This window comes from Pseudarthrobacter cellobiosi, assembly GCF_023913755.1.
In the GTDB taxonomy this organism is placed as follows: Bacteria; Actinomycetota; Actinomycetes; order Actinomycetales; family Micrococcaceae; genus Arthrobacter; species Arthrobacter cellobiosi.
This window is the reverse complement of the sequence record NZ_JAMXBJ010000041.1, coordinates 19,584-42,473: the sequence shown is the minus strand read 5'-3', so window position 1 is coordinate 42,473 and position 22,890 is coordinate 19,584. Positions and strand designations below refer to the sequence as shown.

General features: G+C 65.9%; 24 protein-coding genes. 11 read left to right on the top strand and 13 right to left on the bottom strand.

What is annotated here, in order from left to right:
• The first annotated feature begins 50 nt into the window (after positions 1-50).
• Positions 51-1,109 (top strand): diacylglycerol/lipid kinase family protein, encoded by a 1,059-nt coding sequence (locus NG696_RS08245; protein WP_252567963.1) that lies wholly within the window; start codon positions 51-53, stop codon positions 1,107-1,109.
• Positions 1,110-1,121: 12 nt separating this feature from the next.
• Here NG696_RS08245 and NG696_RS08240 read toward each other — a convergent pair whose 3' ends face one another.
• The 3 genes from NG696_RS08240 to NG696_RS08230 all read right to left on the bottom strand — a co-directional run bounded on the left by NG696_RS08240 (position 1,122) and on the right by NG696_RS08230 (position 2,760).
• Positions 1,122-1,331 carry a hypothetical protein gene (locus NG696_RS08240; protein ID WP_252575120.1) on the bottom strand — a complete coding sequence of 70 codons (210 nt, stop codon included), beginning with the start codon at positions 1,329-1,331 and terminating at the stop codon, positions 1,122-1,124.
• A 124-nt stretch (positions 1,332-1,455) separates the two neighbouring features.
• A complete protein-coding gene (pheA, locus tag NG696_RS08235) occupies positions 1,456-2,394 on the bottom strand; it encodes a prephenate dehydratase (RefSeq protein ID WP_252575117.1) in 939 nt (312 codons plus the stop codon).
• 39 nt (positions 2,395-2,433) lie between these two features.
• On the bottom strand, positions 2,434-2,760 hold the full coding sequence (locus NG696_RS08230; protein WP_056347663.1) for a rhodanese-like domain-containing protein: 327 nt from the start codon (positions 2,758-2,760) through the stop codon (positions 2,434-2,436).
• Positions 2,761-2,870: 110 nt separating this feature from the next.
• Between NG696_RS08230 and NG696_RS08225 the strand changes: the two genes are divergently transcribed.
• From NG696_RS08225 to NG696_RS08215, 3 genes are all read left to right on the top strand, one after another.
• Positions 2,871-3,614, top strand: a complete 744-nt coding sequence (locus NG696_RS08225; protein ID WP_252567959.1) for a Type 1 glutamine amidotransferase-like domain-containing protein — start codon at positions 2,871-2,873, stop codon at positions 3,612-3,614.
• Entirely contained in the window at positions 3,607-5,061 is a 1,455-nt protein-coding gene (locus NG696_RS08220) for an amidase (protein WP_252575115.1), read from the top strand. Before NG696_RS08225 ends, NG696_RS08220 begins: the two co-directional genes overlap by 8 nt.
• A gap of 83 nt (positions 5,062-5,144) precedes the next feature.
• A complete protein-coding gene (locus NG696_RS08215) occupies positions 5,145-5,348 on the top strand; it encodes a hypothetical protein (protein ID WP_252567955.1) in 204 nt (67 codons plus the stop codon).
• A gap of 91 nt (positions 5,349-5,439) precedes the next feature.
• Here the strand turns inward: NG696_RS08215 and NG696_RS08210 are convergent, their stop codons facing one another.
• Both NG696_RS08210 and NG696_RS08205 read right to left on the bottom strand, forming a co-directional pair.
• Positions 5,440-6,036, bottom strand: coding sequence for a DUF4190 domain-containing protein (locus tag NG696_RS08210; RefSeq protein WP_252575113.1), 597 nt, complete (start codon positions 6,034-6,036; stop codon positions 5,440-5,442).
• A gap of 78 nt (positions 6,037-6,114) precedes the next feature.
• Positions 6,115-7,026, bottom strand: coding sequence for a nuclease-related domain-containing protein (locus tag NG696_RS08205; RefSeq protein WP_252575111.1), 912 nt, complete (start codon positions 7,024-7,026; stop codon positions 6,115-6,117).
• 287 nt (positions 7,027-7,313) lie between these two features.
• On the opposite strand from NG696_RS08205, the gene pgm reads away from it, so the two are divergent.
• Positions 7,314-8,972 (top strand): phosphoglucomutase (alpha-D-glucose-1,6-bisphosphate-dependent), encoded by a 1,659-nt coding sequence (pgm, locus tag NG696_RS08200; protein WP_252567950.1) that lies wholly within the window; start codon positions 7,314-7,316, stop codon positions 8,970-8,972.
• A gap of 117 nt (positions 8,973-9,089) precedes the next feature.
• Here pgm and NG696_RS08195 read toward each other — a convergent pair whose 3' ends face one another.
• Positions 9,090-9,695 carry a malonic semialdehyde reductase gene (locus NG696_RS08195; RefSeq protein ID WP_056347654.1) on the bottom strand — a complete coding sequence of 202 codons (606 nt, stop codon included), beginning with the start codon at positions 9,693-9,695 and terminating at the stop codon, positions 9,090-9,092.
• A gap of 233 nt (positions 9,696-9,928) precedes the next feature.
• Here NG696_RS08195 and NG696_RS08190 point away from each other — a divergent pair, with 233 nt between their 5' ends.
• Positions 9,929-10,930 carry a serine hydrolase domain-containing protein gene (locus NG696_RS08190; protein ID WP_252567948.1) on the top strand — a complete coding sequence of 334 codons (1,002 nt, stop codon included), beginning with the start codon at positions 9,929-9,931 and terminating at the stop codon, positions 10,928-10,930.
• Entirely contained in the window at positions 10,927-12,279 is a 1,353-nt protein-coding gene (locus tag NG696_RS08185) for a uracil-xanthine permease family protein (RefSeq protein ID WP_252567946.1), read from the top strand. Before NG696_RS08190 ends, NG696_RS08185 begins: the two co-directional genes overlap by 4 nt.
• Positions 12,280-12,321: 42 nt before the next feature.
• On the opposite strand, the gene NG696_RS08180 is transcribed toward NG696_RS08185, so the two are convergent.
• The 4 genes from NG696_RS08180 to NG696_RS08165 all read right to left on the bottom strand — a co-directional run bounded on the left by NG696_RS08180 (position 12,322) and on the right by NG696_RS08165 (position 15,580).
• Positions 12,322-13,185: an SGNH/GDSL hydrolase family protein gene (locus NG696_RS08180; RefSeq protein WP_252567944.1), complete on the bottom strand. Its 864-nt coding sequence runs from the start codon at positions 13,183-13,185 to the stop codon at positions 12,322-12,324.
• On the bottom strand, positions 13,182-14,000 hold the full coding sequence (locus NG696_RS08175; RefSeq protein WP_252575109.1) for a GAF domain-containing protein: 819 nt from the start codon (positions 13,998-14,000) through the stop codon (positions 13,182-13,184). The genes NG696_RS08180 and NG696_RS08175 overlap by 4 nt, the downstream gene beginning before the upstream one ends.
• A gap of 122 nt (positions 14,001-14,122) precedes the next feature.
• Complete coding sequence (locus tag NG696_RS08170; protein ID WP_252567940.1) at positions 14,123-14,638, bottom strand: hypothetical protein; 516 nt, start codon at positions 14,636-14,638, stop codon at positions 14,123-14,125.
• A gap of 42 nt (positions 14,639-14,680) precedes the next feature.
• Positions 14,681-15,580, bottom strand: a complete 900-nt coding sequence (locus tag NG696_RS08165; RefSeq protein ID WP_252567938.1) for an SDR family oxidoreductase — start codon at positions 15,578-15,580, stop codon at positions 14,681-14,683.
• A 186-nt stretch (positions 15,581-15,766) separates the two neighbouring features.
• On the opposite strand from NG696_RS08165, the gene NG696_RS08160 reads away from it, so the two are divergent.
• A complete protein-coding gene (locus NG696_RS08160) occupies positions 15,767-16,261 on the top strand; it encodes a DUF6328 family protein (RefSeq protein WP_252567936.1) in 495 nt (164 codons plus the stop codon).
• A 50-nt stretch (positions 16,262-16,311) separates the two neighbouring features.
• Positions 16,312-16,974 (top strand): DUF6766 family protein, encoded by a 663-nt coding sequence (locus NG696_RS08155; RefSeq protein ID WP_252567934.1) that lies wholly within the window; start codon positions 16,312-16,314, stop codon positions 16,972-16,974.
• Between the two features lie 70 nt (positions 16,975-17,044).
• Here NG696_RS08155 and NG696_RS08150 read toward each other — a convergent pair whose 3' ends face one another.
• The 3 genes from NG696_RS08150 to NG696_RS08140 form a co-directional block, all read right to left on the bottom strand.
• A complete protein-coding gene (locus NG696_RS08150; RefSeq protein WP_252567933.1) occupies positions 17,045-18,169 on the bottom strand; it encodes a glycerate kinase in 1,125 nt (374 codons plus the stop codon).
• 72 nt (positions 18,170-18,241) lie between these two features.
• On the bottom strand, positions 18,242-19,066 hold the full coding sequence (locus NG696_RS08145) for a class I SAM-dependent methyltransferase (RefSeq protein WP_252567931.1): 825 nt from the start codon (positions 19,064-19,066) through the stop codon (positions 18,242-18,244).
• 54 nt (positions 19,067-19,120) lie between these two features.
• A complete protein-coding gene (locus NG696_RS08140; protein WP_252567929.1) occupies positions 19,121-19,507 on the bottom strand; it encodes a DUF7793 family protein in 387 nt (128 codons plus the stop codon).
• Positions 19,508-19,641: 134 nt separating this feature from the next.
• On the opposite strand from NG696_RS08140, the gene NG696_RS08135 reads away from it, so the two are divergent.
• Positions 19,642-21,267, top strand: coding sequence for a sensor histidine kinase (locus NG696_RS08135; RefSeq protein ID WP_252567927.1), 1,626 nt, complete (start codon positions 19,642-19,644; stop codon positions 21,265-21,267).
• Between the two features lie 20 nt (positions 21,268-21,287).
• Positions 21,288-22,826: a putative bifunctional diguanylate cyclase/phosphodiesterase gene (locus NG696_RS08130; RefSeq protein WP_252567925.1), complete on the top strand. Its 1,539-nt coding sequence runs from the start codon at positions 21,288-21,290 to the stop codon at positions 22,824-22,826.
• Positions 22,827-22,890 lie beyond the last annotated feature (64 nt).

Sequence of the window (22,890 nt, the reverse complement as noted above, 5' to 3'; positions counted from 1 at the left end):
GCCGGACGGGGGGAATCGCGGCGCCGCGGCCGGGATACTGTTGGAAGACCATGAACGACTGGCTTCTCTACGTCCTGAGCGCGGCGGCGCTGGCTTTCGCCGTCTCCAGCTGGTGGGGCGTCCGGAAGCTCAAGGCCCTGCACATCCGCAGCGCGGTCCACGAAGAAGCACACGAATCCGGCCTCACCCAGCAACGCGTGGTCGTCATCCTCAACCCCGTCAAGGCACGTGCCCCCGAAGCGAAGGAAGCCATCCAGCGCGCCTGCCTGACAGCCGGGTGGGACGAACCTCTCTTCCTGGAGACGACCGCCGAGGACCCAGGATACTCCCAGGCCCGGTCGGCGCTGGACTACAAGGCCGACGTCGTTCTGGTGGGCGGTGGCGACGGTACTGTGCGGGTGGTGGCAGAGTCCCTCGCACACACGGATGTGGCCATGGGCCTGATTCCGCTGGGGACGGGAAACCTTCTGGCGCGAAACGTGGATCTGGACGTCAACGACCTTCACGCAAACATACAGACAGCTCTTTTCGGCCACCAGCGCTACATCGATACCGCGCGGATGGGCATCGAGAATTCCCGCACGGGACACTCATCCGAGCACGCCTTCCTGGTGATCGCCGGGATCGGCATGGACGCCGAAATACTCGCTGATACCAATGCCGGCCTAAAGAAAGCCGTGGGTTGGCTCGCCTATACCGAAGCCGGAATGCGTCACCTGCCGGGGCGGCGAAGGAAGGTCTCAGTCGCGCTGGATGACAAGCCCGAGCAGGTCCGGAACATCCGCAGCGTCCTCTTTGCCAACTGCGGGCTGGTCCCGGGCGGGATCGATTTCATCCCGGAAGCCATGATCGATGACGGCATGCTGGATGTGGTGGTCATGAGCCCCCGCAGCGCCATCGGCTGGCTGGCCATGTACGCGAAAATCCTCTTCAAACACAAGGGCAACCTGCCCATCATGACGATGTACCGGGCCGGCCGAATCGTCATCAAGTGCCCGGAGCCCATGCCCACACAAATCGACGGCGATACGTCCGGGCTGGCCACCAAGCTCACGGTCCGCGTGGAACCGCGCTCGCTCCTGATAAGGGTCAAGGGCCAACCCGCCTGAGCCGGTCCCGCCTCAGGCGGTTGCCTTCTTGGCAACTCCAGCCTCTGCAGCAGCTTTCGCGGCACGTGCCTCGGACTGCTCACGGATCATGGCCTGCTCCTCTTCGAAGCGCAGGCGGTCGGCGCGGTCAGCGTCATCCCCGTCCCAGTCCTGGTTGTCGGCTGTGGGCTTCGGATTAACGATCATGCCCTGGCCGTCGTTGTCTGTGCTGCTGGTACTCATGACCTGTTCCCTTCATTAGGGGCCATCCCCCAAGTGGATCAAGCAAGCATACGCACAGTAACTATCCCGCGGAAGTACCTTGGCCTACGCTGTGGGCGAAGCCTCGGGCGGCGTCAAGCTGCGTTCATTCCCCATGCAGAATCCGCCCGACCCATTCATGCGCCGCCCGGAATGCCTCGTCAGAGGTGTGTTGCGCGACGCTGGAGCTTAGGGCGTCAGCCCGCCCATACGAGCCCAGGAAGCGGGTGGCCGGGCTGATGCGGTGGAGCCCTGCCAGTGCATCTGCCACACGGGCGTCCGCGATGTGCCCGTCAGCGTCGATGCTGAAGAAGTAGTGTCCCAGGTACTGACCCGTAGGCCGGGATTCGATCCGGCTGAGGTTCACTCCCCTCGTGGCGAACTGGTCCAGGATTTCCATCAGCGCACCCGGGCGGTCTTCCGGAAGCGGGACTACAACCGTGGTCTTGTCCGCACCGGTCCGTTCGGGCAGGGCGCCCGGCCGGCTCACCAAGATAAAACGCGTCACCGCACCCGGGTTGTCGCCGATGTTGTCCGCCAGGACGGTCAGCCCCGGCTGCTCCTGGGCCACTATGGGCGCACAGATAGCGGCGTCGTAGTGGGCGTCGCCGCCCAGGAGCCCCATTGCGGCCGCCGCGGTGGAGGAGCCTGCAACATATTCCGCACCCGGAATATTCGCGTCCACCCAGAGGCGGCACTGCGCCCAGGCATGGCCATGAGTGGAAATGCGGCGGATGTCGTCAATACGCAGACCGGGTCGGGCCACCAGGACAAAGCTGATGGGGACCAGGACTTCGCGGATAATTCGGAGTTCCTGCCCGCCGGCAATGGCGTCCAGGGTGGCCGTAACGCCGCCTTCCACCGAGTTCTCGATGGGGACCATCGCTGCATCCGCAGAACCGTCGCGGACCATGTCCAGCGCCGCGTTGACGTTGGAAGCCGGAATGCGGGTGGCCTCTCCGGCATCCGGAACCTGCATCAGTGCCGCCTCGGTGAACGTGCCCTCAGGCCCGAGGAAAGTGTACGTAACAGGTGTCGCGGGCATGGATTCCTCTGTGGTGACGGGACGCAGGTTCGGGCTGAACTACAGAATGAGCGGCTTGAGGCCGTTGTCGGACACGAGTGGTTTGCCGGACTCGAGCCACTGGTCCATGCCGCCGGCCACGTTGATGGCTGTATAGCCCTGTCCGGTGAGCCATTGTGCGGCGCGGAAGGACCGTCCGCCAGTGCGGCAGATGACATAGACGTCCTGGTCCGGGTCCAGTTCGTCAAGCCGCGCCGGAAGCTGGTCCAGGGGAATGTGCACAGCGTCCTCAGCGTGTCCGGCTACCCATTCGTAGTCTTCGCGGACATCCAGAATCACGGCATCGGCTGGGACGTCGTTGACGGGCACGGTATCAAAATCGCTCATAGGAGTCCTCTTTCGGAGAATCACGGGTCTCCTTCCAGCCTAGCGCCAGCCGATCGCGCCGCTCCCGAAACCAGGACAAGTTACGCTGTTGAAGACCCGTAGGAGGATCCTTGCCCGCTGAGCAGCCCACCATTTTGGCCACGTCTGGAGGCTACAGGCAAGGTGTTCGAACACGCTTGGAGTTTGACCGCCTGCTGCACTATGCCGTCGAGCTTTCCGGAGCCAGCGGACGGCCGCCGCGGGTCACCCACGTGGGTACGGCCGCAGGGGATCAGCGCGGATTCAATGCGGAAATGGATGAGGCAGCGCGGCTGGCGGGCTTCGACTTCAGCCACCTCAACCTCTTCACCATGCCAAACCACGCAGACCCGGAGGCGCATCTGCTGGAACAGGACGTGGTGTGGGTGAACGGCGGCTCCGTGGTGAACCTGCTTGCCGTCTGGCGTGCCCACGGGCTGGACGGCATCCTCCACCGCGTGTGGCAGCACGGAGTTGTGCTGGCGGGGGTTTCGGCCGGATCAATCTGCTGGTACCAGGGCGGCACCACTGATTCGTTTGGGCCGGAGCTGCGTGCCGTGACCAATGGCTTGGCCTTCCTCCCGTACGCCAATGGCGTCCATTACGACTCAGAGGAAAGGCGGCGCCCGCTGGTGCACCGGCTCGTGGCTGACGGAGTGCTGGGGGAAACGCACTGCACGGACGACGGCGTGGGGCTGGTCTACCACGGCACGGAACTTGTGGAAGCGGTTGCCGAAGTACGGGGCAAGGGCGCCTACATCGTCACCGCGGAAGCCGGTGGAGAGAATGGAGCCACCGCTTCCGAGAGGCGCCTGGAGCCTCGCTTCCTTGGCTGACATCCACGACCTGCCGGCTGTTCGGCTCCGGGATGCGCTCCGCACCGGAGAGCTCTCAGCGCGGGAAGCCACAGCCCATTTCCTGGCCCGGATCGCAGAGCAGAACCCGTTGCTGGGCGCCTTTGTCACGGTCACGTCAGATCAGGCGATGGCCGACGCTGCGGCGGCCGATGCCCGGTTCGTCCAGCTCCGAAAAGACTTCGGAAACGACTCCCCGAGGGACTACGGAGGCAGCGCGAACGGCCTGCCGCTCCTGCACGGCATGCCGGTGGCGTTCAAGGACCTGACCGACGTCGCCGGCGTGGTGACCACGCACGGAAGCGCTGCTATTGACCACAAACCGGCGCCCGCCGACGGCGCCCTGGCCTCAGTCCTCAAGGCCGCAGGCGTTGTCTCACTGGGCAAGACGCAGGTTCCGGAGTTTGGACTGACGGCGTACAGCGAAAACCGCATCGCACCGCCGTCGCGCAATCCCCATGCCCCGAGCCGGAGTTCCGGCGGCTCGTCGGGAGGCAGCGCTGCCGCCGTGGCCGCCGGCCTGCTTCCGTTCGCGCCGGGGACCGACGGCGGCGGTTCCGTCCGCATCCCGGCCGCCGCCTGCGGCCTGGTGGGCCTCAAACCCGGCCGCGGCGTGGTGCCGTCGGGCGAAAGTTCAGGCGATCCCGCCCGACTGGTGGCGGCGGGGCCCCTGGCCCGCAGCGCAGCCGACGCGGCCCTCCTGATGGATGCTCTGGCGCCGTCCGCTGGCAGCAGTTATCTCGACGCCGTGGCACACGAACCGCGTCCTCTGCGAATCGGCCTGACCCTGGACAGCCCCTGGTCCACCACCTTTCCGTTCACGCCGGAACCCGAAGCCTTGGCCGCGCTGCAGACGGGCCTCGAAATGCTGGAGCATACCGGGCACGCCGTCAGCGAAGCCGCCATCCGCTACGACAACCGCTACCCGGACGCCTTCACCACCGCGTGGACCGCCGCCGTCGGAACTGCCCGGATCAGTCCGCACCGCGAAGCGCTTCTGGCCCCGCTGACCCGCACGTTCAGGCGCCGGGCCCAGCAGCGCAGCGCCGCAAAACTCAATGAATCACTGGCGTTCCTGAGGCAATTCGAACGCGACACCATCACGCAGTACGGCGGCTGGGACCTGATGCTGATGCCGGCCCTGGCGCAGACGCCACGCCCCGTGGGCTGGTTTACCGGCGCCACGCACGGCGACGAACCGTGGCCGGCAGCAGAATGGCCCGGGGACGCCGACGGCGACTACCGCCGGCAGTGCGAATTCGCCCCGTGGTCCTCCATGGTGAATGTCTGCGGCCTGCCTGCCATCACCTTTCCCGTGCACTGGACCGGCGGGCAACCGGCTCATGGCCTCCCGATGGGCATCCAGCTCGTGGGGCCGGCGGGATCCGAACTGCTCCTTCTCCAAGTAGCGGCCCAGCTCGGCCTCTGATGCCCGTTTGAACGGCTCTGGGTGTCGACTCCGGGGCCGATCCGGAGGACGATTAAGGGGCAGTCACTATGAGGAGGTCTGTGATGTGCTATTCATCGATGGAGGATTTCGGGTGGCGTACCAAGAAGGAAGCCGACCGGAAACCCGAAGCGCGCCAGGAAACACCGCCGGACCGTCCGGAGCCGCATTACACGGCCCAGGACTTCACCTTCTGGGCCTTCCCGCGTCGCCGGAGGACCCACGAAGCCCAGGAACCGGCCGCTGAGCGCAGGCGCGAGAGAGTCTGATTTTGACAGTCAGGCCCACCTGAAGAAAGGCCCCCTGACGGGGGCCTTTCCGCTGCCCGGCAGTCTCTTAGCCTGGGTCGGCTGCGACCGCTCAGTAGCCGTAGGTGGAGCTGTACGTCAGCCCGATGATGAGGAGCAGCCAGAACGCTCCGTAACCCAGCAGGCAAAGGTAGCCCAGGACCAGCCCGGTGATGGACATGCCCTTGCCAGAGGGTTCACGGCGGAGGGCCAGATGGCCGGTGATGATTGCGGCGATCTGCGGAATCGTGAACCAGCCAAGAATGACCGAGGAAATGCCGAGGACCATGCTGGCGATGCTCAGGCCCTTGGGCTCCTGCGCCGGCATGCCGTAGTAGGCAGGCTGGCCGTACGAGGGTTGCCCGTACGCCGGCTGGCCATAAGGGCTGGCACCCTGGCCGTAAGGACCTGCAGGCTGGGCATACGTCGCGCCGTACTGATCCCCGGGCTGGCTGTACGCGCCAGGTTGGCTGTACTGGCCCGGCTGGCTGTACTGGCCTGTGCCGTACTGGCTCTGGCCGTACTGATTCTGGTCATACAGAGGCGGCGCCGGAATGCTCGGGCCCTGCGGCGGCACAAACTGGGGCGGCTCGTAGCCTGCCGGCGAATCGCCTGGTCCTTGGGCGCCGGACCCTTGCGAATCAGGGCGCGGAGTTGGCTGGTCAGTCATGGTTTTCCCCATTCGAAGTCTTCGCTTCCCAGCCTACAGCCGCCTGCTGTACCGGCCTACAGCGGCCGCCGTCCAGTCCTACCGCCCCCAATACGGCAGCACGTAGACAGCAAAAACCACAAAGGCAGCCAGGAACATCAACGGGGTCATTCCGCTGGCGGCGTGGTGCTGCGCCTTCGACTTCCTGGCACGTATGGAGCCGCCGCCCGCCCCACTACGCGCCCCACGGCCAGTACCGGCGCCGGTGCCGGTGCCAGGGGCGAGTTGCCGGGGCGCGGGCCGGCCTCCTGCCTGCCCGGACCGCGGCGGCCCCGCCACCGGCGGCCGCGGCACCACCGGCCGACCGGCCGCCGGCTTCACGGTCGGTGACTTCACGGACAGCGAGTTCACCGCAGGACTTTCAGCCGCAGATTCCTGCGTGAGCTGCTCGCCGAGGTGCGCATACAGGCCCACCACCGTCTGCTGGTTGAGCACCGGGGGCAGCGCAAGGACGGCACCAACCACACGGTCGGCACCTACAACGGCGACGTCGGAATTGGTGATGCCGAAGAGGCCCGGCTGCCCGGCGAGGCAGATCAACGGGCGGACGAACCGCCGGTGGGGCGGCGCCAGCACGGACGCGACGGCGGCGCACTGCGCCAACGCCCCGTCCACGGACTGCGTCCTCGCAAAACGGCCCTGCCACAGGACGCCCGCGGAAACACGGACCTCGCCGGTCCAGTTCTTGGCATCGACCACCACCACCCCGCCGGGACCCACCAGCACATGGTCAAGGTTCGCTTTGGGCCGGCCGGGCCAGTGCACATCGTTCAGCAGGTACCAGCCGTGCGGAATGAGCCCGCTCAGGCTGTCCGCCACGAGCCGCTCGCCAACCGCACCGGCATCCCACGACTTCGTGGCACGCTCGGCCTGATCGAGCTGGCGTTTCAGCCGCTGCACTCGTTCTGCAGCCAGCCTCGACCGCTCGGCCGCGCCGTCTCCTGTCCCCATGACCTACCCCCTGGCTCCCGCATGCCAACTCACTGCAGTGTGCGACTTACTGCAGTGCCAGACACTTACTGCAGAGCCCGACGGCGGCGCTCCCCGCCGTCGAGCATTCATTCCTGAGTTTTCCGAACGTAGCAGCGTCGCGGGGAGCCGGTATATAGGTACTTTTGGGGCGAGTACTTGCTTTAGCTACTTGCTGCCAAGCGTCCGGCGGGGACTTTTCCGCGTCATAGGGACCGGATTATGGACCGCGCGTTTTGACTCCAGCCCACGTCTGGCATGCTGGTGCCATGGCTAGCCGCGCGGGCACAGTTGCCCAACCCCAGGACCTTGTTGACATCACTGCGCTCCTCGACGCGTATTACGACATCACGCCGGATCTGGGTGATCCCGGCCAGCGCGTGGCGTTCGGCACTTCCGGGCACCGCGGCTCGAGCCTCAAGGCGTCGTTCAACGAAAAACATATCGTCGCGATCACGCAGGCAATCGTGGAATACCGCGCCGGGCAGGGCATCACCGGCCCGCTTTTCCTGGCGAAGGACACCCACGCCCTCAGCGAGCCGGCGCAGAACTCCGCCCTGGAGGTTCTCGCAGCCAACGGCGTACACGTGCTGATCGACGCGCGGCACGGCTACACCCCCACACCGGCACTGAGCCACGCCATCCTCAAATACAACAACAACCGCCAGCCCGGCACTCCGGAAGCGGACGGCATTGTGGTCACGCCCAGCCACAACCCGCCCGGAGACGGCGGCTTCAAGTACAACCCTCCGCACGGCGGCCCGGCCGATTCCGACGCCACGGGCTGGATCGCCAACCGCGCCAACGAACTCCTCGAAAACGACCTGCGGGGCGTGAAGCGCGTCCCCGTCTCCGACGCCCTGGCCGCGGACAGCACCGGCAAGTTCGATTTCCTCAGCAGCTACGTTGACGACCTCCCGTCTGTGTTGAACCTGGACGCCATCCGCGAGGCCGGTGTCCGCATCGGCGCCGACCCCATGGGCGGGGCTGCAGTGGATTACTGGGGCGAGATCGGCGAGCGCCACCACCTGGACCTGACCGTGGTGAACCCCACCGTGGATCCCCAGTGGGCGTTCATGACCCTGGACTGGGACGAGAAGATCCGGATGGACTGCTCCTCGCCGTTCGCCATGGCTTCCCTGATCAACAGGATGTCCGACGGCGGCAGTTCAGCCGCGTTCGACGTCGCCACCGGCAACGACGCCGACGCCGATCGGCACGGGATCGTGACCCCCGACGGTGGCCTGATGAACCCGAACCACTACCTCGCCGTCGCCATCGATTACCTCTACCGCAACCGCAGCGGCTGGAACCCCAACTCGGTGGTGGGCAAGACCCTGGTTTCGTCCTCGATCATCGACCGGGTGGCGGAAAGCCTGGGCCGCAAACTGATTGAGGTCCCCGTGGGCTTCAAGTGGTTTGTGCCGGGGCTGCTGTCCGGCGAAGGCGCGTTCGGCGGCGAGGAATCTGCCGGCGCTTCCTTTAACAAGCTGGACGGCAGCGTCTGGACCACCGACAAGGACGGCATCCTGCTGGCGCTGCTGGCCTCCGAGATCACCGCCGTTACGGGCAAGTCACCGTCCCAGCTGTACAAGGGCCTGACCGACCAGTTCGGCGCCCCGGTCTACGCGCGCATTGATGCAGCAGCCACGCGGGAGCAGAAGGCGGCACTCGGCAAGCTCTCGCCGTCGGACGTCACTGCAACTGAACTGGCTGGCGAAACCATCACGGCCAAGCTGACCGAGGCGCCCGGCAACGGCGCGTCCATCGGAGGGCTCAAGGTGGTTACGGAGAACGCCTGGTTCGCCGCGCGCCCGTCCGGGACCGAGGACGTCTACAAGATCTACGCCGAGTCCTTCAAGGGCGAGGAGCACCTCAAGCAGGTCCAGGCGGAAGCCAAGGCGCTGGTGGACGGCGTCATCGCCTAGCCTGCCGAGAAATACGAACGCTCTCTCACTAAATGCGCTTAAATGACCGACGCTCTCTCACTTTCCTCAGGAAAGTGAGAGAGCGTCGGCGTTTAAGCTGCGAAAAGTGAGAGAGCGTTAGACGGTGCGGACAACGTCCTCGTAGCTGAACTTGGGCTTCGCTGCGCCCCAGGCGTCTGCGCCGGCCTGGCCGATGTTGACCACCAGGAAGCTCTTCTGGTCGCCGGCCGGGAAGAACGCGGCGTCGATGGCGCCGAAGTCGGCTCCGGTCATCGGGCCGGCTGCGAGGCCGAGGGACCGGACGGCCAGGATGAAGTAGCCGGCCTGCAGGTGGGCGTTGTTGTTGCCGGTGGACGCGGCCAGGTCCGGGGCGGCGTCATACATGGCCTTCGGAGCGTTGTACTCGGGAAGGAAGTTGTCCCACTGCTCGGCCCAGGCGGTGTCGTAGCTGAGGATGGCAACCAGCGGCGCGGAGGCGGTCTTGGCCTTGTTGCCGGGCATCAGGGCGTCGACCAGCGTGGCGCGGGCCTCGTCCGAGCGGACGTAGGTCACGCGGAGGGGCTGGGAGTTGAAAGCCGTGGGGCCGAACTTGGTGAGCTCGTAGATGGCGCGGGCCTGGTCCTCGGTCACCTCACCGGTGAAGGAGTTGGCCGTGCGGGCCTCGGCAAAAATGGCGTCGACGGCGGCCGAATCGATAACCGCTTCTTCGTGGGCAATAGTCATGGCGTACCTTTCGCTGGGCCAGCTCATCGCAATCGATGGGCCGGCGGTCTGCTTTCCATAGTTGTAACTTCAAGCAGGCCGGACGTCTTCCCAATACACAGGTGACGTTCACCACAGCGGAGGCGGGAATTCCGATTGACCCCTCCAGAGAGCCTGAGGAACATGGGCAGTACAGGCGCAGCCTGCCTGATCGTGCTCCCTGCGCCGCCCGACCCCAGCAGGGACGTGAAGACATGTCGGAGCCTAGGAAGCGCCCATCACCGGTCCGGTTCTCAGCCGTTCTGGCCGCCATCGTGGCAGTAGTGCTGACGGGCTGCATAGCGGCGCCGCCGGCGCCTGTCCAGGTCACCCGAGCGTCCGTGACATACCGGACCATCCTGGAGGAATTCAGCAAAAGGATGCTGGACCTCGGAGCCCCGGCAGTCCTGATCGAGGCGCGGATCGATGGCGAGACCTTTTCGTCGGCAGGCGGGGTCCGCAGCCTTGAAACGTCGACGCCGGCCGAGGTCACCGACCCGGTCCACGTCGCCAGCTTCACCAAATCCATGGTTGCCGTTTCGGTCCTGAAACTGGTGGAGGAAGGCATCATCCAGCTCCAAGGTCCGGCTGGGAGGCACCTCCCCGAATTCGACAGCCTGATGAAGCCGCCAGGCCCTGTCACGGTGGAGCATCTCCTGCGGCACACGAGCGGCACGCCCAACTATCACGACACGCAGTTGACGTCGCGCACCCTGCAGCAGGCGCTGACGCAGCCCATCACGGCTGAAGAAATTCTTGCCCTGACAGCCAGCGTGCCCTGGGTGCTGACGCCCGGCGACCGCATGCTGTACGCCAACGCGAACTACATTGCCCTTGGCCTCATGGTGCAGCGCCTGCGCGGCCAGCCCATCGCCCAGATCTTCCGGTCAGACATTATCGACCCCCACAAGCTGACCGGCACGCATATGACCGGCCCCGGCCCGGCACCCGCAAACATGGACCATGGCTTCATCACTATCGACGGCGTTCGGCTGGACACGGCGTACCTGGCCGGGCTCACCATTAACCTGGCGCATCCACCTGGACCGCTAAACCTCACCGCCTACGCGCCCAGCAATGAGCTGGCCTGGGAAGTAATGAGGATCGCGAGGAAGGCACTCGATAGCACTTGCTTAACCCGGACCGGGCGCGCGGTATTGTTGCACCGGAAGATCCCAGCCCCAGCGGCAACCCCCTTTGAAAGGCCCCGACCATGAGCATGCTCGGAATGAAATGGAAGCTCCACGGCACCGGCAAATCGATTAAGCCCGGCCACGTGGTTGCTCCGGATGAGCGGCTGGCCTGGCCTCTGACCATCGGCGTGGGCATGCAGCACGTCGTAGCCATGTTCGGAGCCACCTTCCTGGTGCCCATCATTACCGGAATGCCGCCGGCCACCACCCTCTTCTTCTCCGGCATCGGCACGCTGCTGTTCCTGGTCATCACCAAGGGGCGTGTGCCCAGCTATCTCGGCTCCAGCTTCGCGTTTATCGCGCCCATCATGGCGTCCCAGCAGCAGTTCGGCGTGCCCGGCGCGCTGGGCGGAGTGGTGCTCGCCGGCGTCGCACTGGCCCTGATCGGTGCGATCGTGCAGAAGTTCGGCGCGGGCTGGATCAACCGGCTGATGCCACCCATCGTCACCGGCGCCATCGTGGCGCTGATCGGCCTGAACCTTGCGCCCGCGGCGAAAATGAACTTCGACGCCGCCCCCGTCACCGCCGTGATCACGCTGGCCACCATCATCCTGGTCAGCGTTCTTTTCCGCGGAATCGTCGGCCGGCTCAGCATCCTCGTGGGCGTAGTGGTGGGCTACCTCGTGGCCATGCTGCGCGGCGAAGTGAGCTACGAAAAAATGGAAGCCGCCGCCTGGCTCGGCCTCCCGCACTTCCAGACCCCCGAGTTCCACGTGGGCGTGCTTGGCCTCTTTGTGCCCGTGGTACTGGTCCTCGTGGCCGAAAACATCGGGCACGTGAAGTCCGTGGCGGCCATGACCGGCCAGAACCTCGACGGCGTCTCCGGCCGCGCGCTGATGGCCGACGGTGCCGCCACGGTCCTCGCCGGCATCGGCGGCGGCTCCGGCACCACCACTTACGCGGAGAACATCGGCGTTATGGCGGCCACCAAGGTCTATTCGACGGCGGCGTACTGGGTTGCCGGCGTCTTTGCCATTGTGCTGAGTTTCTCGCCGAAATTCGGCGAATTGATTGCAACGGTCCCTCCGGGCGTGCTGGGCGGCGCCGCCACCATGCTCTACGGCATGATCGGCATCCTGGGCGTCAAGATCTGGGTGCAGAACAAGGTGAACTTCTCCAACCCCGTGAACCTGACCACGGCCGCCGTCGCCCTGATCATCGGCATTGCCGACTACACGTGGACCATCGGGGAACTAACATTCACGGGCATCGCCCTAGGCTCAGCCGCCGCCCTGGTGATGTACCACGGCATGAAAGCCATCGCGAAGGTCCGCGGCTCGGTGACCGAACCGGAAACGGAGCAGGCGGGCCTGCCTCCCGCCGTCAAGGCAGCCGTCAACGCAGCAGCGAAACGCGCGCAGAAGAAGCGCTGACCCGTCCGCACCTGCGTCCGGCGGTTGCCTCAGACGCCTGCGTCAGGCCGCGTGACCGCCGCCGATGAATGGTCCGGGCGGGGTTCCGATGCCGAAGACCGGCTGCGGCTCGGGACGCTTGGCGGTCAGCTCCGCTTCTGCGGGGTGCTTCAGTTGCCGGATCACCCATGGAACCAGGTATTCCCGCGCCCAGATGAGGTCCTCGGTCCTGGCTTCCTTCCAACTGCGGGGCAGCGGCGGCTTGGGCGCCAGCGGCTCCAGCGTGTGCGGGACACCCAGGGCCTTCAGCACGGCCGCGGCGATGGTGTGGTGCCCCAGCGGTGAGAAGTGCAGCCGGTCCGGATCCCACATGCCCGGGTTCGACAGTTCGCGCAGGAACCACAGGTCAACCATGACCGCCTCATGGCGGGCCGCCACCGCGTGGAGGTTCTCATTGAAGATGGCCACTTTGCCGCGGATCTGGCTAAAGACAGGCGTCGAACCCCAGTCCGGCCCGGCAAAGAGGACCACGGTGGCGCCGGACCTTGCCAGTTGTGCCACACCGTCGTCGATTTTTTCTGCGAGCCGGTCAGGATCGCTGCGCCGGAAAACAATGTCGTTACCGCCGGCGGAGAGCGTGACCAGGTCGGGTTTCAGGGCGACCGCCGCGGCAAGCTGGTGGTCGAGGATCTGCTGTACCAGCAGGCCCCGGACGGCAAGGTTGGCGTAGGCGAAATCAGACTGGTTCGCACTGAGCTCCTCGGCCACACGGTCCGCCCAGCCGCGCAAACCACCCTCGCTGCGCGGCTCGGGATCCCCGATCCCCTCGGTAAAGGAATCGCCCAGTGCCACGAGCCGGTGCCATGGGTGGGGCGCCGGTTCCACAGCGGTGTTCTTGGCTGCAATGTCCTGTTTCCAGACGTTCATGCCGTGCTCCCTGTTTTGTAGGGTCCCTCGCTGAGGGAGGAGGTTTCAATTCCAGTGAGTCCCCGGAAAGGGGCGTTTTCCTGGCCACGTCCGGCAGGGTCCGGGCGCGAGGCAGCCACAATATTCAGGGCGGTCTCGCGAAGCCCCTGGCGGGTGTGCCGCGCGACGGTCCGGAGGTACTGCAGGGCCGCCTCATGGCCGAGCCCGTAATCGGATTTGAGGGTGCTCACTGCCAGGTCCATAAGCACCATGGAGCTTTGGGCTAACGCCAGTTGCGCGCCGGCTTCGGCCCGCTCCGCCACCCGCACCACCATCCACAGCGACCGGGCCACTTGCCGCGCATACCGGCGCGTCCTGATGATGTCCTCGCTGGTGAAGGCGTAGGGAGTGGACGCGTAGAGGCTCAGTGCGGCGCTCCATCCGGCAGCGGCCGCAATGGGCATGGACAGCAGCGACCTGACGCCGTGGTCCGCGGCAGCACTGGCATAGCCCGGCCATCGCCGGTCGCGGGCGACGTCGGCCAGGTGCACAAAATCCCCCGTGCGTACGGCCTCCAGTACGGGTCCGTCGGCAAACGAGCACTGTTCTTCGTCTGCCGCGCGGGCCGCGGGGGTGCCGGCGGCGGCGGTCCGGGCAGAGCCAGGGCGGAAGAAGGTGGCAGCCCAGCTGATCCCGCGGGAATCGCCGTCAATGTCACGCATGAACTCGCGGGTGACCGCAGCAAGGAAGTCTTCAACATCCGTGCTGTCGAACACCACATCCTGGGGGGCGGGAAGCGATTCCCAGCCCGGCTCTCCCGGTGTCTCCGCGGCCATGTTCCACGCCTAGGTTCGAAACGCGTGGCCCACTGCAAAACCTGCTTCTAGGATACGTCCGGCGAAGGCCCCCAGGGTGTGGTCCAGCCACATAAAAACCGCAGTCGGGCATAGATCAGTGCTTACCCGGCGTCGAAACTTGCGTCGCCGTCGTCCTTCGGTGATTTGTCTTTGGCGTGGTCGGTTCCGCTGCCGTCCGGCAGGCCGGCAGCATCCTGTCCGGATTCCGACGAGAAGGGTTCAGAACCCTGCGAATCGGCGTTGGCGTCGTTGATCTCCGCCTCGGCGGAGGGCACGTCGGCGTCGCGCGGGATAGGCGGTTCGCCCGGCTCGAAGCCGGGATCGTTCGTGTCACTTTCGGCATGATGCTGGTCATCGGTGCCGCCGAAACGGCCGGCACCCGGCTCGCCGGCACTGTCCTTGTCCTCCTCATCGAAGTGGCTGAGATTGGGCGTGCCCGTGGCGAATGTTTCACCGTCGGGGCTGTTCTGGTTCAGGCCGGCGGCATCAAAGTCCTCTTCGTCGCGGGGCTGGGCGACCTGCTTGTTCTCCGCGCCGCCCACCTCCTGTTCCGCCGTCGGCGTGCCGTAGCCGCCCACTTCCTCGTCCGGTTCCGTGCGCTGGTTGTCCTGACTCATGGTTCCTCCTGTTGTGGATGTGAATCTGACGTGCAGACTTCGCTACAGGCCCTTGCCGCCGGTCACCGGCAGCACTGCCCCCGAGATGTAGGATCCCTGATCGGACGCGAGCAGCACATAAGCCGCGGCGAGTTCCGCCGGCTGACCCGCGCGCTGCAACGGCGTGTCCTGCCCGAAGGTGGGCAGCTTGTCCGGCCATTCCGTGGCCGGGATCAGCGGGGTCCAGATGGGACCGGGGGCCACGGCGTTGACGCGAATTCCCTTTGGTCCGAGTTCCTGGGCCATTGCCTTGGTGAAGGCAACCTGCGCCGCCTTGGTCATGGCGTAGTCGATCAGCCCCGGCGACGGTTTAAAGGCCTGGATGGAAGCCGTAGTAATGATCGAGGCGCCGGCTTTCAGGTGCGGAACCGCGGCCCGGGCCGTCCAGATCAAGGAATAGAGATTGGTCTTGAAGACGCGGTCAAATTCCTCGGTAGGAAGGGACTCGAAACTCTCGCGGTTCTTCTGGTAGGCGGCGTTGAGCACCACCACGTCCAGACCGCCGAATTCAGCCACGGCATCAGCGACGATCCGGGTGCTGAATTCCTCCTCCCGTCCGTCCCCGGCCAGCAGCAGCGCGCGCTGGCCCGCTTTGCGGATCCAGGCGGCCGTGTCCTGGGCATCTTCCTCTTCTTCCGGAAGGTAGGAAATTGCGACGTCGGCCCCCTCGCGGGCGAACGCGATGGCCGCCGCCTTGCCGATCCCGGAGTCGCCGCCGGTGATGAGCGCGGCCTTACCCTGCAGCGCGCCGCGCCCTTGGTAGCTGAGTTCGCCATGATCCGGCTTGGGATCCATAGGCGCGGTGAGTCCCGGTTGCTTCTGTTCCTGCTTCGGAAACGGCCCGGAGTGATAGCCGTCCCGGGGGTCTGTGGGCGTGTCTGTCCGTTTCTGCGTGTCGCTCATAGTCCACCTCTTCATTGAATCGGTTTTCGAAGGGCTCCGGCCGGCACCGGCACTTCGAAACTATCCCGCCCGGAGGAGCAAGTCCATCGCCCGGAGGAAACAATCAGTAAACTTAGCAAACGTTGCCCTTGGCGGAACTTCCGCCTAGTTTTGGAGCACACGCCTAGCCCCGGAGCAAGGAGAAACATGTCGGATGTGGAGGACTTCACCGGCAGCACCGGCCGGAATGAAACCCGCGAGGAGCAGCTTGACCGGAACTGGGCTGAGTTGCTGCAGGAACTCCGGGTGCTGCAGACCGGGGTCCAGATCCTGGCCGGTTTTCTCCTGACGCTGCCGTTCCAGCAGCGGTTCGAGGACCTGGACAATTTCCAGGTGGGCCTCTACCTCGTCAACGTGGTGATCGCGACGCTGACCACCGCCTTTATCCTGCTTCCCGTCAGCGTCCACCGCCGGCTCTTCCGCCAAAGGCTCAAGGAAACCCTGGTCTCCAGCGCAGACACCATTACCAAAATTGCCTTGGCCTGCGTGGGGATGCTCAGTGTCGGGACAGCCGCCCTGGTCTTCGACGTGACAGCGGGCCGCACCGCCGGCCTGACCGCCGGCGGAATCCTGCTGGCGGTCCTTCTGGTGCTGCTGGTCTACGTCCCGCTGCGGCTCAATAAACGCGCAGCCGAACAATAACCAGGCCAACAAGCCAGCAAGCTGCAGGGGATCCATTCGAAGGAGTGCACATGCGCACGTGGGCCAAGGAACACGGGCTTTTGCTCGCCAACGCCGGACTGTTCCTGGCGTTTTTTGTTGGCATGATCCTCTCCGGAGCTGCCGCGTACAGCGAGGACCAGGCGGCCCACGGGCAGCCGGGAGTCTCGGTTCTGGAGTACCTGTCTACGGGCAATTTTGTGGAGGCCACGTTTGAAAACTGGGAATCCGAGTTCCTGCAGATGGCCATGTACGTGATCCTGACCGTGTTCCTTTTCCAGAAGGGGTCCTCCGAATCCAAGCCCGTGGGCAAGGCTGCGCCGCAGGACCAAGATCCGCGCGATGCCACCATCAGTAAGGCCACGCCGTGGCCGGTGAAGCGCGGCGGCCTGGTGCTGAAGCTGTATGAACACTCCCTGTCCATACTCCTGCTGCTGCTGTTTGTTGCCTCGTTCAGCCTGCACGCCGCCGGCGGAACGTCGGCCTACAACGAGGAGCAGCAAACCCACGGCCAGCCCGCCATCACCGTGCTGCAGTACTTGGCCACCAGCAGGTTCTGGTTCGAATCCTTCCAGAACTGGCAAAGCGAATTCCTCGCCGTGGCGGTCCTGGTGGGCGCCTCCGTCTACCTCCGTGAAAAGGGCTCACCGGAGTCCAAGCCGGTGGCCGAGCCGCATTACGAGACCGGGGCCTGAGCAGCGCGCGCCTAGGCCGCCGCAGTAAGCCCGGTGCCGCTGGGGGCGCTTGCCGCCGGGGGGGCGGGCTTCAGGCGCCTTCCAGGACCTGGCTGGTGGCCCAGGCCAGGTATTTTGCGGCGTTGGCGACGGCGTCTTCCGGGCTGGCCGCGACATCCAGCAGCTGCGCTGCGGCTACCACGCCGTGGCTGGCCAGGTCCTCGGGCGTGACCAGGATCCGCCCCGCCACCACGATCACCGGGATCCCGCGCTCCCGGGCTGCGTCAGCGAGCGCGATGGGGGCCTTGCCGGTCAGCGACTGCGAGTCCATGGAACCCTCGCCGGTGATCACCAGGTCCGCGTTGTCCAGTTGGCCCGCGAGGCCGGTGAGCCCGGCGACGAGCTCGAACCCGCCTTCCAGCCGGGCGTTGGTGAAGGCAAGGAACGACGCCGGGAAGCCGCCCGCCGCCCCGGCGCCCGGGATGTTGACGTCCCGGTCAGTGGCCTCGCGGAGCACGGACGCCCAGTTGCGGAGACCGGCGTCGAGCTCTTCCATTGCCTCGTCGTCGGCGCCCTTCTGGGCCCCGAAGACGTGGGCCGCGCCTGTGTGGCCATAGAGCGGGTTCTGGACGTCCACGGCGATCCTGAAAGAGACGGCGGACAGGCGCGGGTCCAGTCCGGTGGTGTCCAAGGCTGCGACGTCGGCGAGTGATCCGCCGCCCAGCGGGACAACGTTGCCGGCGGCGTCCAGCGGCTTGAGGCCCAGCGCGCGCAGGGCCCCGCTGCCGCCGTCGGTCATGGCCGATCCGCCCAGACCCAGCACAATCTCGGTGGCTCCGGCGTCGAGGGCCGCGGCGATCAGCTGTCCGCAGCCGTAGCTGTGGGCCCGCAGGGCGTTGGCGGGGGTGGGCTCCATCTCGGCCAGGCCGGAGGCCTGCGCCGTCTCGATGACGGCGGTAGCACCGCCACCGGCGTTCTTCCGGATGGCCCAGGCGGCGCCCACGGGGGCGAGGATGGGACCCACGACGGCGTTGAGCCGCTCCTCGTAGCCGGCCGAAAAGGCAGCCTCCAGGGTTCCTTCACCGCCGTCGGCGATTGGAAACTGGTTGGCGACAGCGTCCGGGTAGACGCGCAGCGCACCTTCGGCGATGGCGGCGGCGGCCTCCGCGGCGGTGAGCGAGCCCTTGAACTTGTCCGGAGCAATGAGAATGCGCATGCCGTCCATCATGCCAGCCAAGTCCAGGAAAGCGCTTGCCCAATCCGGCATGCGGACAGCACGGGACGCCCCCTACCGGTCGGCGTCGGGATCCTTGGGCTTGAGCACCGCAAAGTAGCCCGGTACGCGGCTGTTCCCCGCAGCGTCCATCAGCGGGTTCGTCTCGATGGTGGCGGCCCCGTCCTCCACCAGCGTCCACCGGTCCTTCGGCATCACACGGGCGAGCTCCTCCGGTCCGAAGTGGCCCGGCATGGGCAGTTTCCGGATCGCCAGCTCCAGCGCGGCCGGGATGCTCCGCAGTGACGCACCCAGGTGGGCGACATACTCCACCGGATTGCCCTGGAAGTTCGTCTCCGCCAGGAAGACTGTGCCACGGGCGCCCACGAGCTCCCTCAGATTTTCCAGAAGCGCGGCCTGATCGGCCGGGGTCAGGACATGCAGCACGCCACGGACAAAGACGTTGGCATCCGTGGATCCCACCAGCCCGGAAGCCGCCCCCAGCTCGGTCATGTCACGGGCCAGGTAGCTGACACCCTCAACGCCCGCCGATTCGTCCCGGGCACGGGCCACCGCGTTCGCAGACACGTCAACGCCCAGGACCTGGGGTGAAAACGCTGTCAGCGCGCGGCTGAAGGCGCCGTGCCCGCACCCCACATCCACCACGGGAAGGCTGGGATCGAAGTGCCGCTGCAGGACGTCCCGGTAGCCCAGCAGTTCGTGGTCAGTGCCCGAGTCCCACAGCACGTCACTCCGGGCGCCCGTCCTGGCGATTCCGGCCCAATACCTGTCCCAGGCCATGGTCCTGTTCTTCGGAGCCGACCAGGACAGCCTGATCAGTTTGGGCAGGATCAGGTACTTCCGCAAGGCGGCTAGCACCGGTTTCGCTGGGGATGACATCGTACAAATATAGGACGCCAAACACGCCGCGGCCGTTTGGCCGGGCTGGTCCGTTCAGGCTGTGGCCGCGGGCTCCTTCAGCAGCCAGGCCATGGCGTCGTCTCGGGACGTAAAGAACCGCGTGGGGCAGGGCAGTTTGTTGATGCCCAGGATGAAGTTGGCCAGTACTTTGTCAACCGGCGACGCCCCCAGTAGCGCAATGCGGGAGGCCTGGCAGGGGCGGCCAAAAACGGCACGGGCTCCCCGGCTGACCTGGGCCGTGGCGGCCATATCCACCAGCATGGGGTGTCGGCGGGCCCCACACAGGTCATTAACCTTCTGCATGGCCGCCTCGGCGTCGGATTCCGTGATGGACACACCCCGCGGCCACTTCAGCTGGATAACACCCTGTCCATCCAGCGTCAGGTCCGCCTTGGCTGCTTCTGCAGGCTGACTCGTCACGATTACCCTCCGCGCATTCTTATAGGAACAGGTGTGCTCCGCCACCCTACAATGTACTCAGTCAGGAGCAAGCGGGTGCTCACTCAGGAGCGAAGGGGGCAGGTTTGCCAGCGAACACACCACATTTCGCAACCGTGCCATACCTGGCTGTCGTTGCGGACCCCGACGCCGGGCGCCGGGAATTCACCACGGCGGCACTGGAGGCGGCGGGCTTCACGGTCAACACTGCCGGCGACGCCGCCAGCCTGTCGGCGCTTCTGGACCAGCGCGAGCCCTCCGTCCTGATCCTGGACAGTTCACTCTCCGACGTCGACGCGACCGCCCCTGTGCTGGTCCTCGTGGATCTCGACAGCCCGGCAGAGGTCAAGTCAGTGGAGCATGCCGGCGTACGGGACTCCATCGCCAAGCCGCCTGCTGCCAAGGAACTCGTCCACCGCGCCACAGCCCTGATCAACCTGGTCTCCCGCCGGAATGAAGCGCGGCAGGAAGCGGAGACGCTCCGCGAAAGGCTGCGGCAGGTATCCGCGGCGGTCCGCGGAACCAACCATCCGCAACAGATCGCCGACTTTGTGGTCAGGGGGTTCGGCGAGACGTTCGGCGCGGACCGCGTCTGGCTGACCACATTCGACGACGACAGGGTGCCACCCATCACCGCCCAGTGGCAGCGGCCCGGCCTGGCTCCGCTGCCCGAACGATTGTTCACGGACGAAGCCCCGGTGCGCAGGACGGCCGACGTGCTGTGGTCGCGGGCTGAAGCCCTGACGGCCGACGGAGCGTTCGCACCGCTGGGCACCGGCGACGTCCAACTGCCGGCCGAACTCGCGAAACTGCGCGCAGCCGCATCCGTGGCCGTCCCGATGGGGGAGGGCAGCTCGTCCTTGGGAATTATCTGGATCGCCCTGCTTAACTCGCCCAGGGAATGGTCGCGGGCCGAGCTGGCACTGATCCAGCACGTGGCCGGCAATACCGCCCACGGCCTGATCCAAAGCCACCTGATCACCAGCCAGCAGCAGGTGGTCAAGCAGCTCCAGCAGCTGGACAAAGCCAAAACAGACTTCCTGGCCACCGTCAACCATGAGCTCCGCACGCCGCTGACATCGATCATGGCGTACCTGGACATGATCCAGGAGAAAACGACCGATCCCGTGTCCAGCGAGGTCCACCAGATGCTGGACATCGTGGTCAGGAACACCGAACGGCTGCGGTTGCTGATCGAAGACATGCTGAGCGTTTCCCGCAACGGGCATGAACAAAGCCCGCTGCACCTGACCCCTGTCCGGCTGGCTCGGACTCTGGAGATCGTCACCGCTGCGCTCAGGCCGCTCGCGAAAGTGCAGAACGTCGCCATTGTGATGGCCCCCGCATCGGAGGATCAGGAAATCCTGGCCGATGAGGTTCAGCTGCAGCAGGTTTTCACGAATCTGGTCTCCAATGCCATCAAGTTCACCCCCGGCGGCGGACAGATCGATGTCGTCAGCCTGACGCGGGCAGATGCAGACGGCACCCGCTGGGCGACGGTCAGCGTCTCGGACACCGGGATGGGGATCTCCAGCGACGAGATAGCCCACATCTTCACCCGCTTCTACCGCGCCTCGAACGCGATGTCCGGGGCGGTTCCGGGCACCGGACTTGGGCTCGCCATCACGCAGGACATCGTCCAACGCCACGGCGGCCGCATTGACGTAACCTCGGAGCTGGGCGTTGGCACCACTGTCACCGTGAACCTCCGCCTTGGAGCCCACGCGTCCCACGGAACCTGAACCCGAAAAGGAGGCACCAGATGTTCGCTGACGATGACCCCAGGCTCTCCCAGCTGCTCGATGGCATCGTCCGGCTCGCCTCCGGAGACCTCCAGTCGCGGATAGAAGTATCGCCGGCCCGGGACGAGCTCGACGCCATCATCATGGGCACCAACCTCCTGGCCGAGGACCTGCAGATCATCTACGAAGAGCTTGAGCAGCGTGTTGAGGTCCGCACACAGCTGCTGCACGAAGCCCACCGCGAAATGCAGATGATGGCCATGCAGGATCCCCTCACCGGCCTCGCCAACCGCTCGGCGCTTCTGTCCGCGCTGAAGTCCGCCCAGGACCACGACGGCGATCCCCTCAGCCAGCCCGTCATCCTCCTCCTTGACCTTGACGCCTTCAAATCCATCAACGACACCCTCGGTCACACTGCCGGCGATCAGGTCCTGATCACCGTGGCGCAACGCATCCGCAGCGCCGTCCGGACCAGCGACGTGGTTGCCCGGCTGGGCGGGGACGAGTTCGCCATCGTTATGCCGGCCACGGGCGCCGACCAGGCCGCCGTCGTAGGCCAGCGCATCCTGGCAGCCATCAAGGAACCCATCGACCTGCCTGACCGGACCGTCCACTGCGGGGCGAGCGTAGGACTCAGCGTCGGGGCGGCCGGGCAGAGGGCCGAGGACATGCTGATGGAGGCCGATGTGGCCATGTACGCCTCCAAAGCCGAGGGCCAGAACCGGCTCCACGTCTTCGAACCCGGGCTCCTGCTCATCCGCAGGCTCCGCAGCCAACTCCTGGAGGATCTCCGGGCCGCCATCAAGGGCAACGGGCTGGTACTGCACTACCAGCCCGTGGTTGAACTGGGCACCGGCCGCATTGAAGGGGTGGAAGCCCTGATCCGCTGGGACCACCCCACCCGCGGCCGCATCATGCCGGACGAGTTCATCCCGCTGGCAGAAGATGCCGGCCTGATCTCCGAACTGGGTCTGTGGGTGCTCGGCACCGCTGTAGGCCAGCTACGCACCTGGATTGATGCCGACCTGGTGGACAGCCGGTTTTCCGTCCGGATCAACATCTCCGCAACGGATCTGCAGAGCCTGCAGTTCATCGAGGACGTCCGCGCCGTGCTCAAGCAGACAGGCGTCCGTCCCGAGCAGGTTGTCCTGGAGCTGACCGAAGCGGCCATCGTCAGGGGCAACGAACTGGACCGGTATTCCCTGGGCGGGCTGCGCGGGCTGGGGGTCGGGATCGAGATCGACGACTTCGGTACCGGATACTCCTCCATCAGCTACCTGCGCCGGCTCCCCGTGGACCGGGTCAAAGTGGACCGGTCCCTGATCGAGGGCCTGGGCACAGACCCCAGCCAGCCGGCACTGGTGGCTGCAGTCCTGCAGTTGGTGCGCGCCTGCGGGCTCGAAGCCGTGTGGGAAGGCGTGGAAACAGCGGAACAGGCCGAGCATCTCCGGAACCTCGGGTGCCTCAGCGCACAGGGCTATTTCTTCAGCAAACCCGTCCCGCCCGAACGGATTCCTGCGCTGCTGGCGGAAACTTCTTCCGAAAGTAGTAGAGGTTGATCGATTAAGGGCTGCGCTTTTTGATCATCCCGATATACCATCAAGTTGCGGTATCCGATTCTTC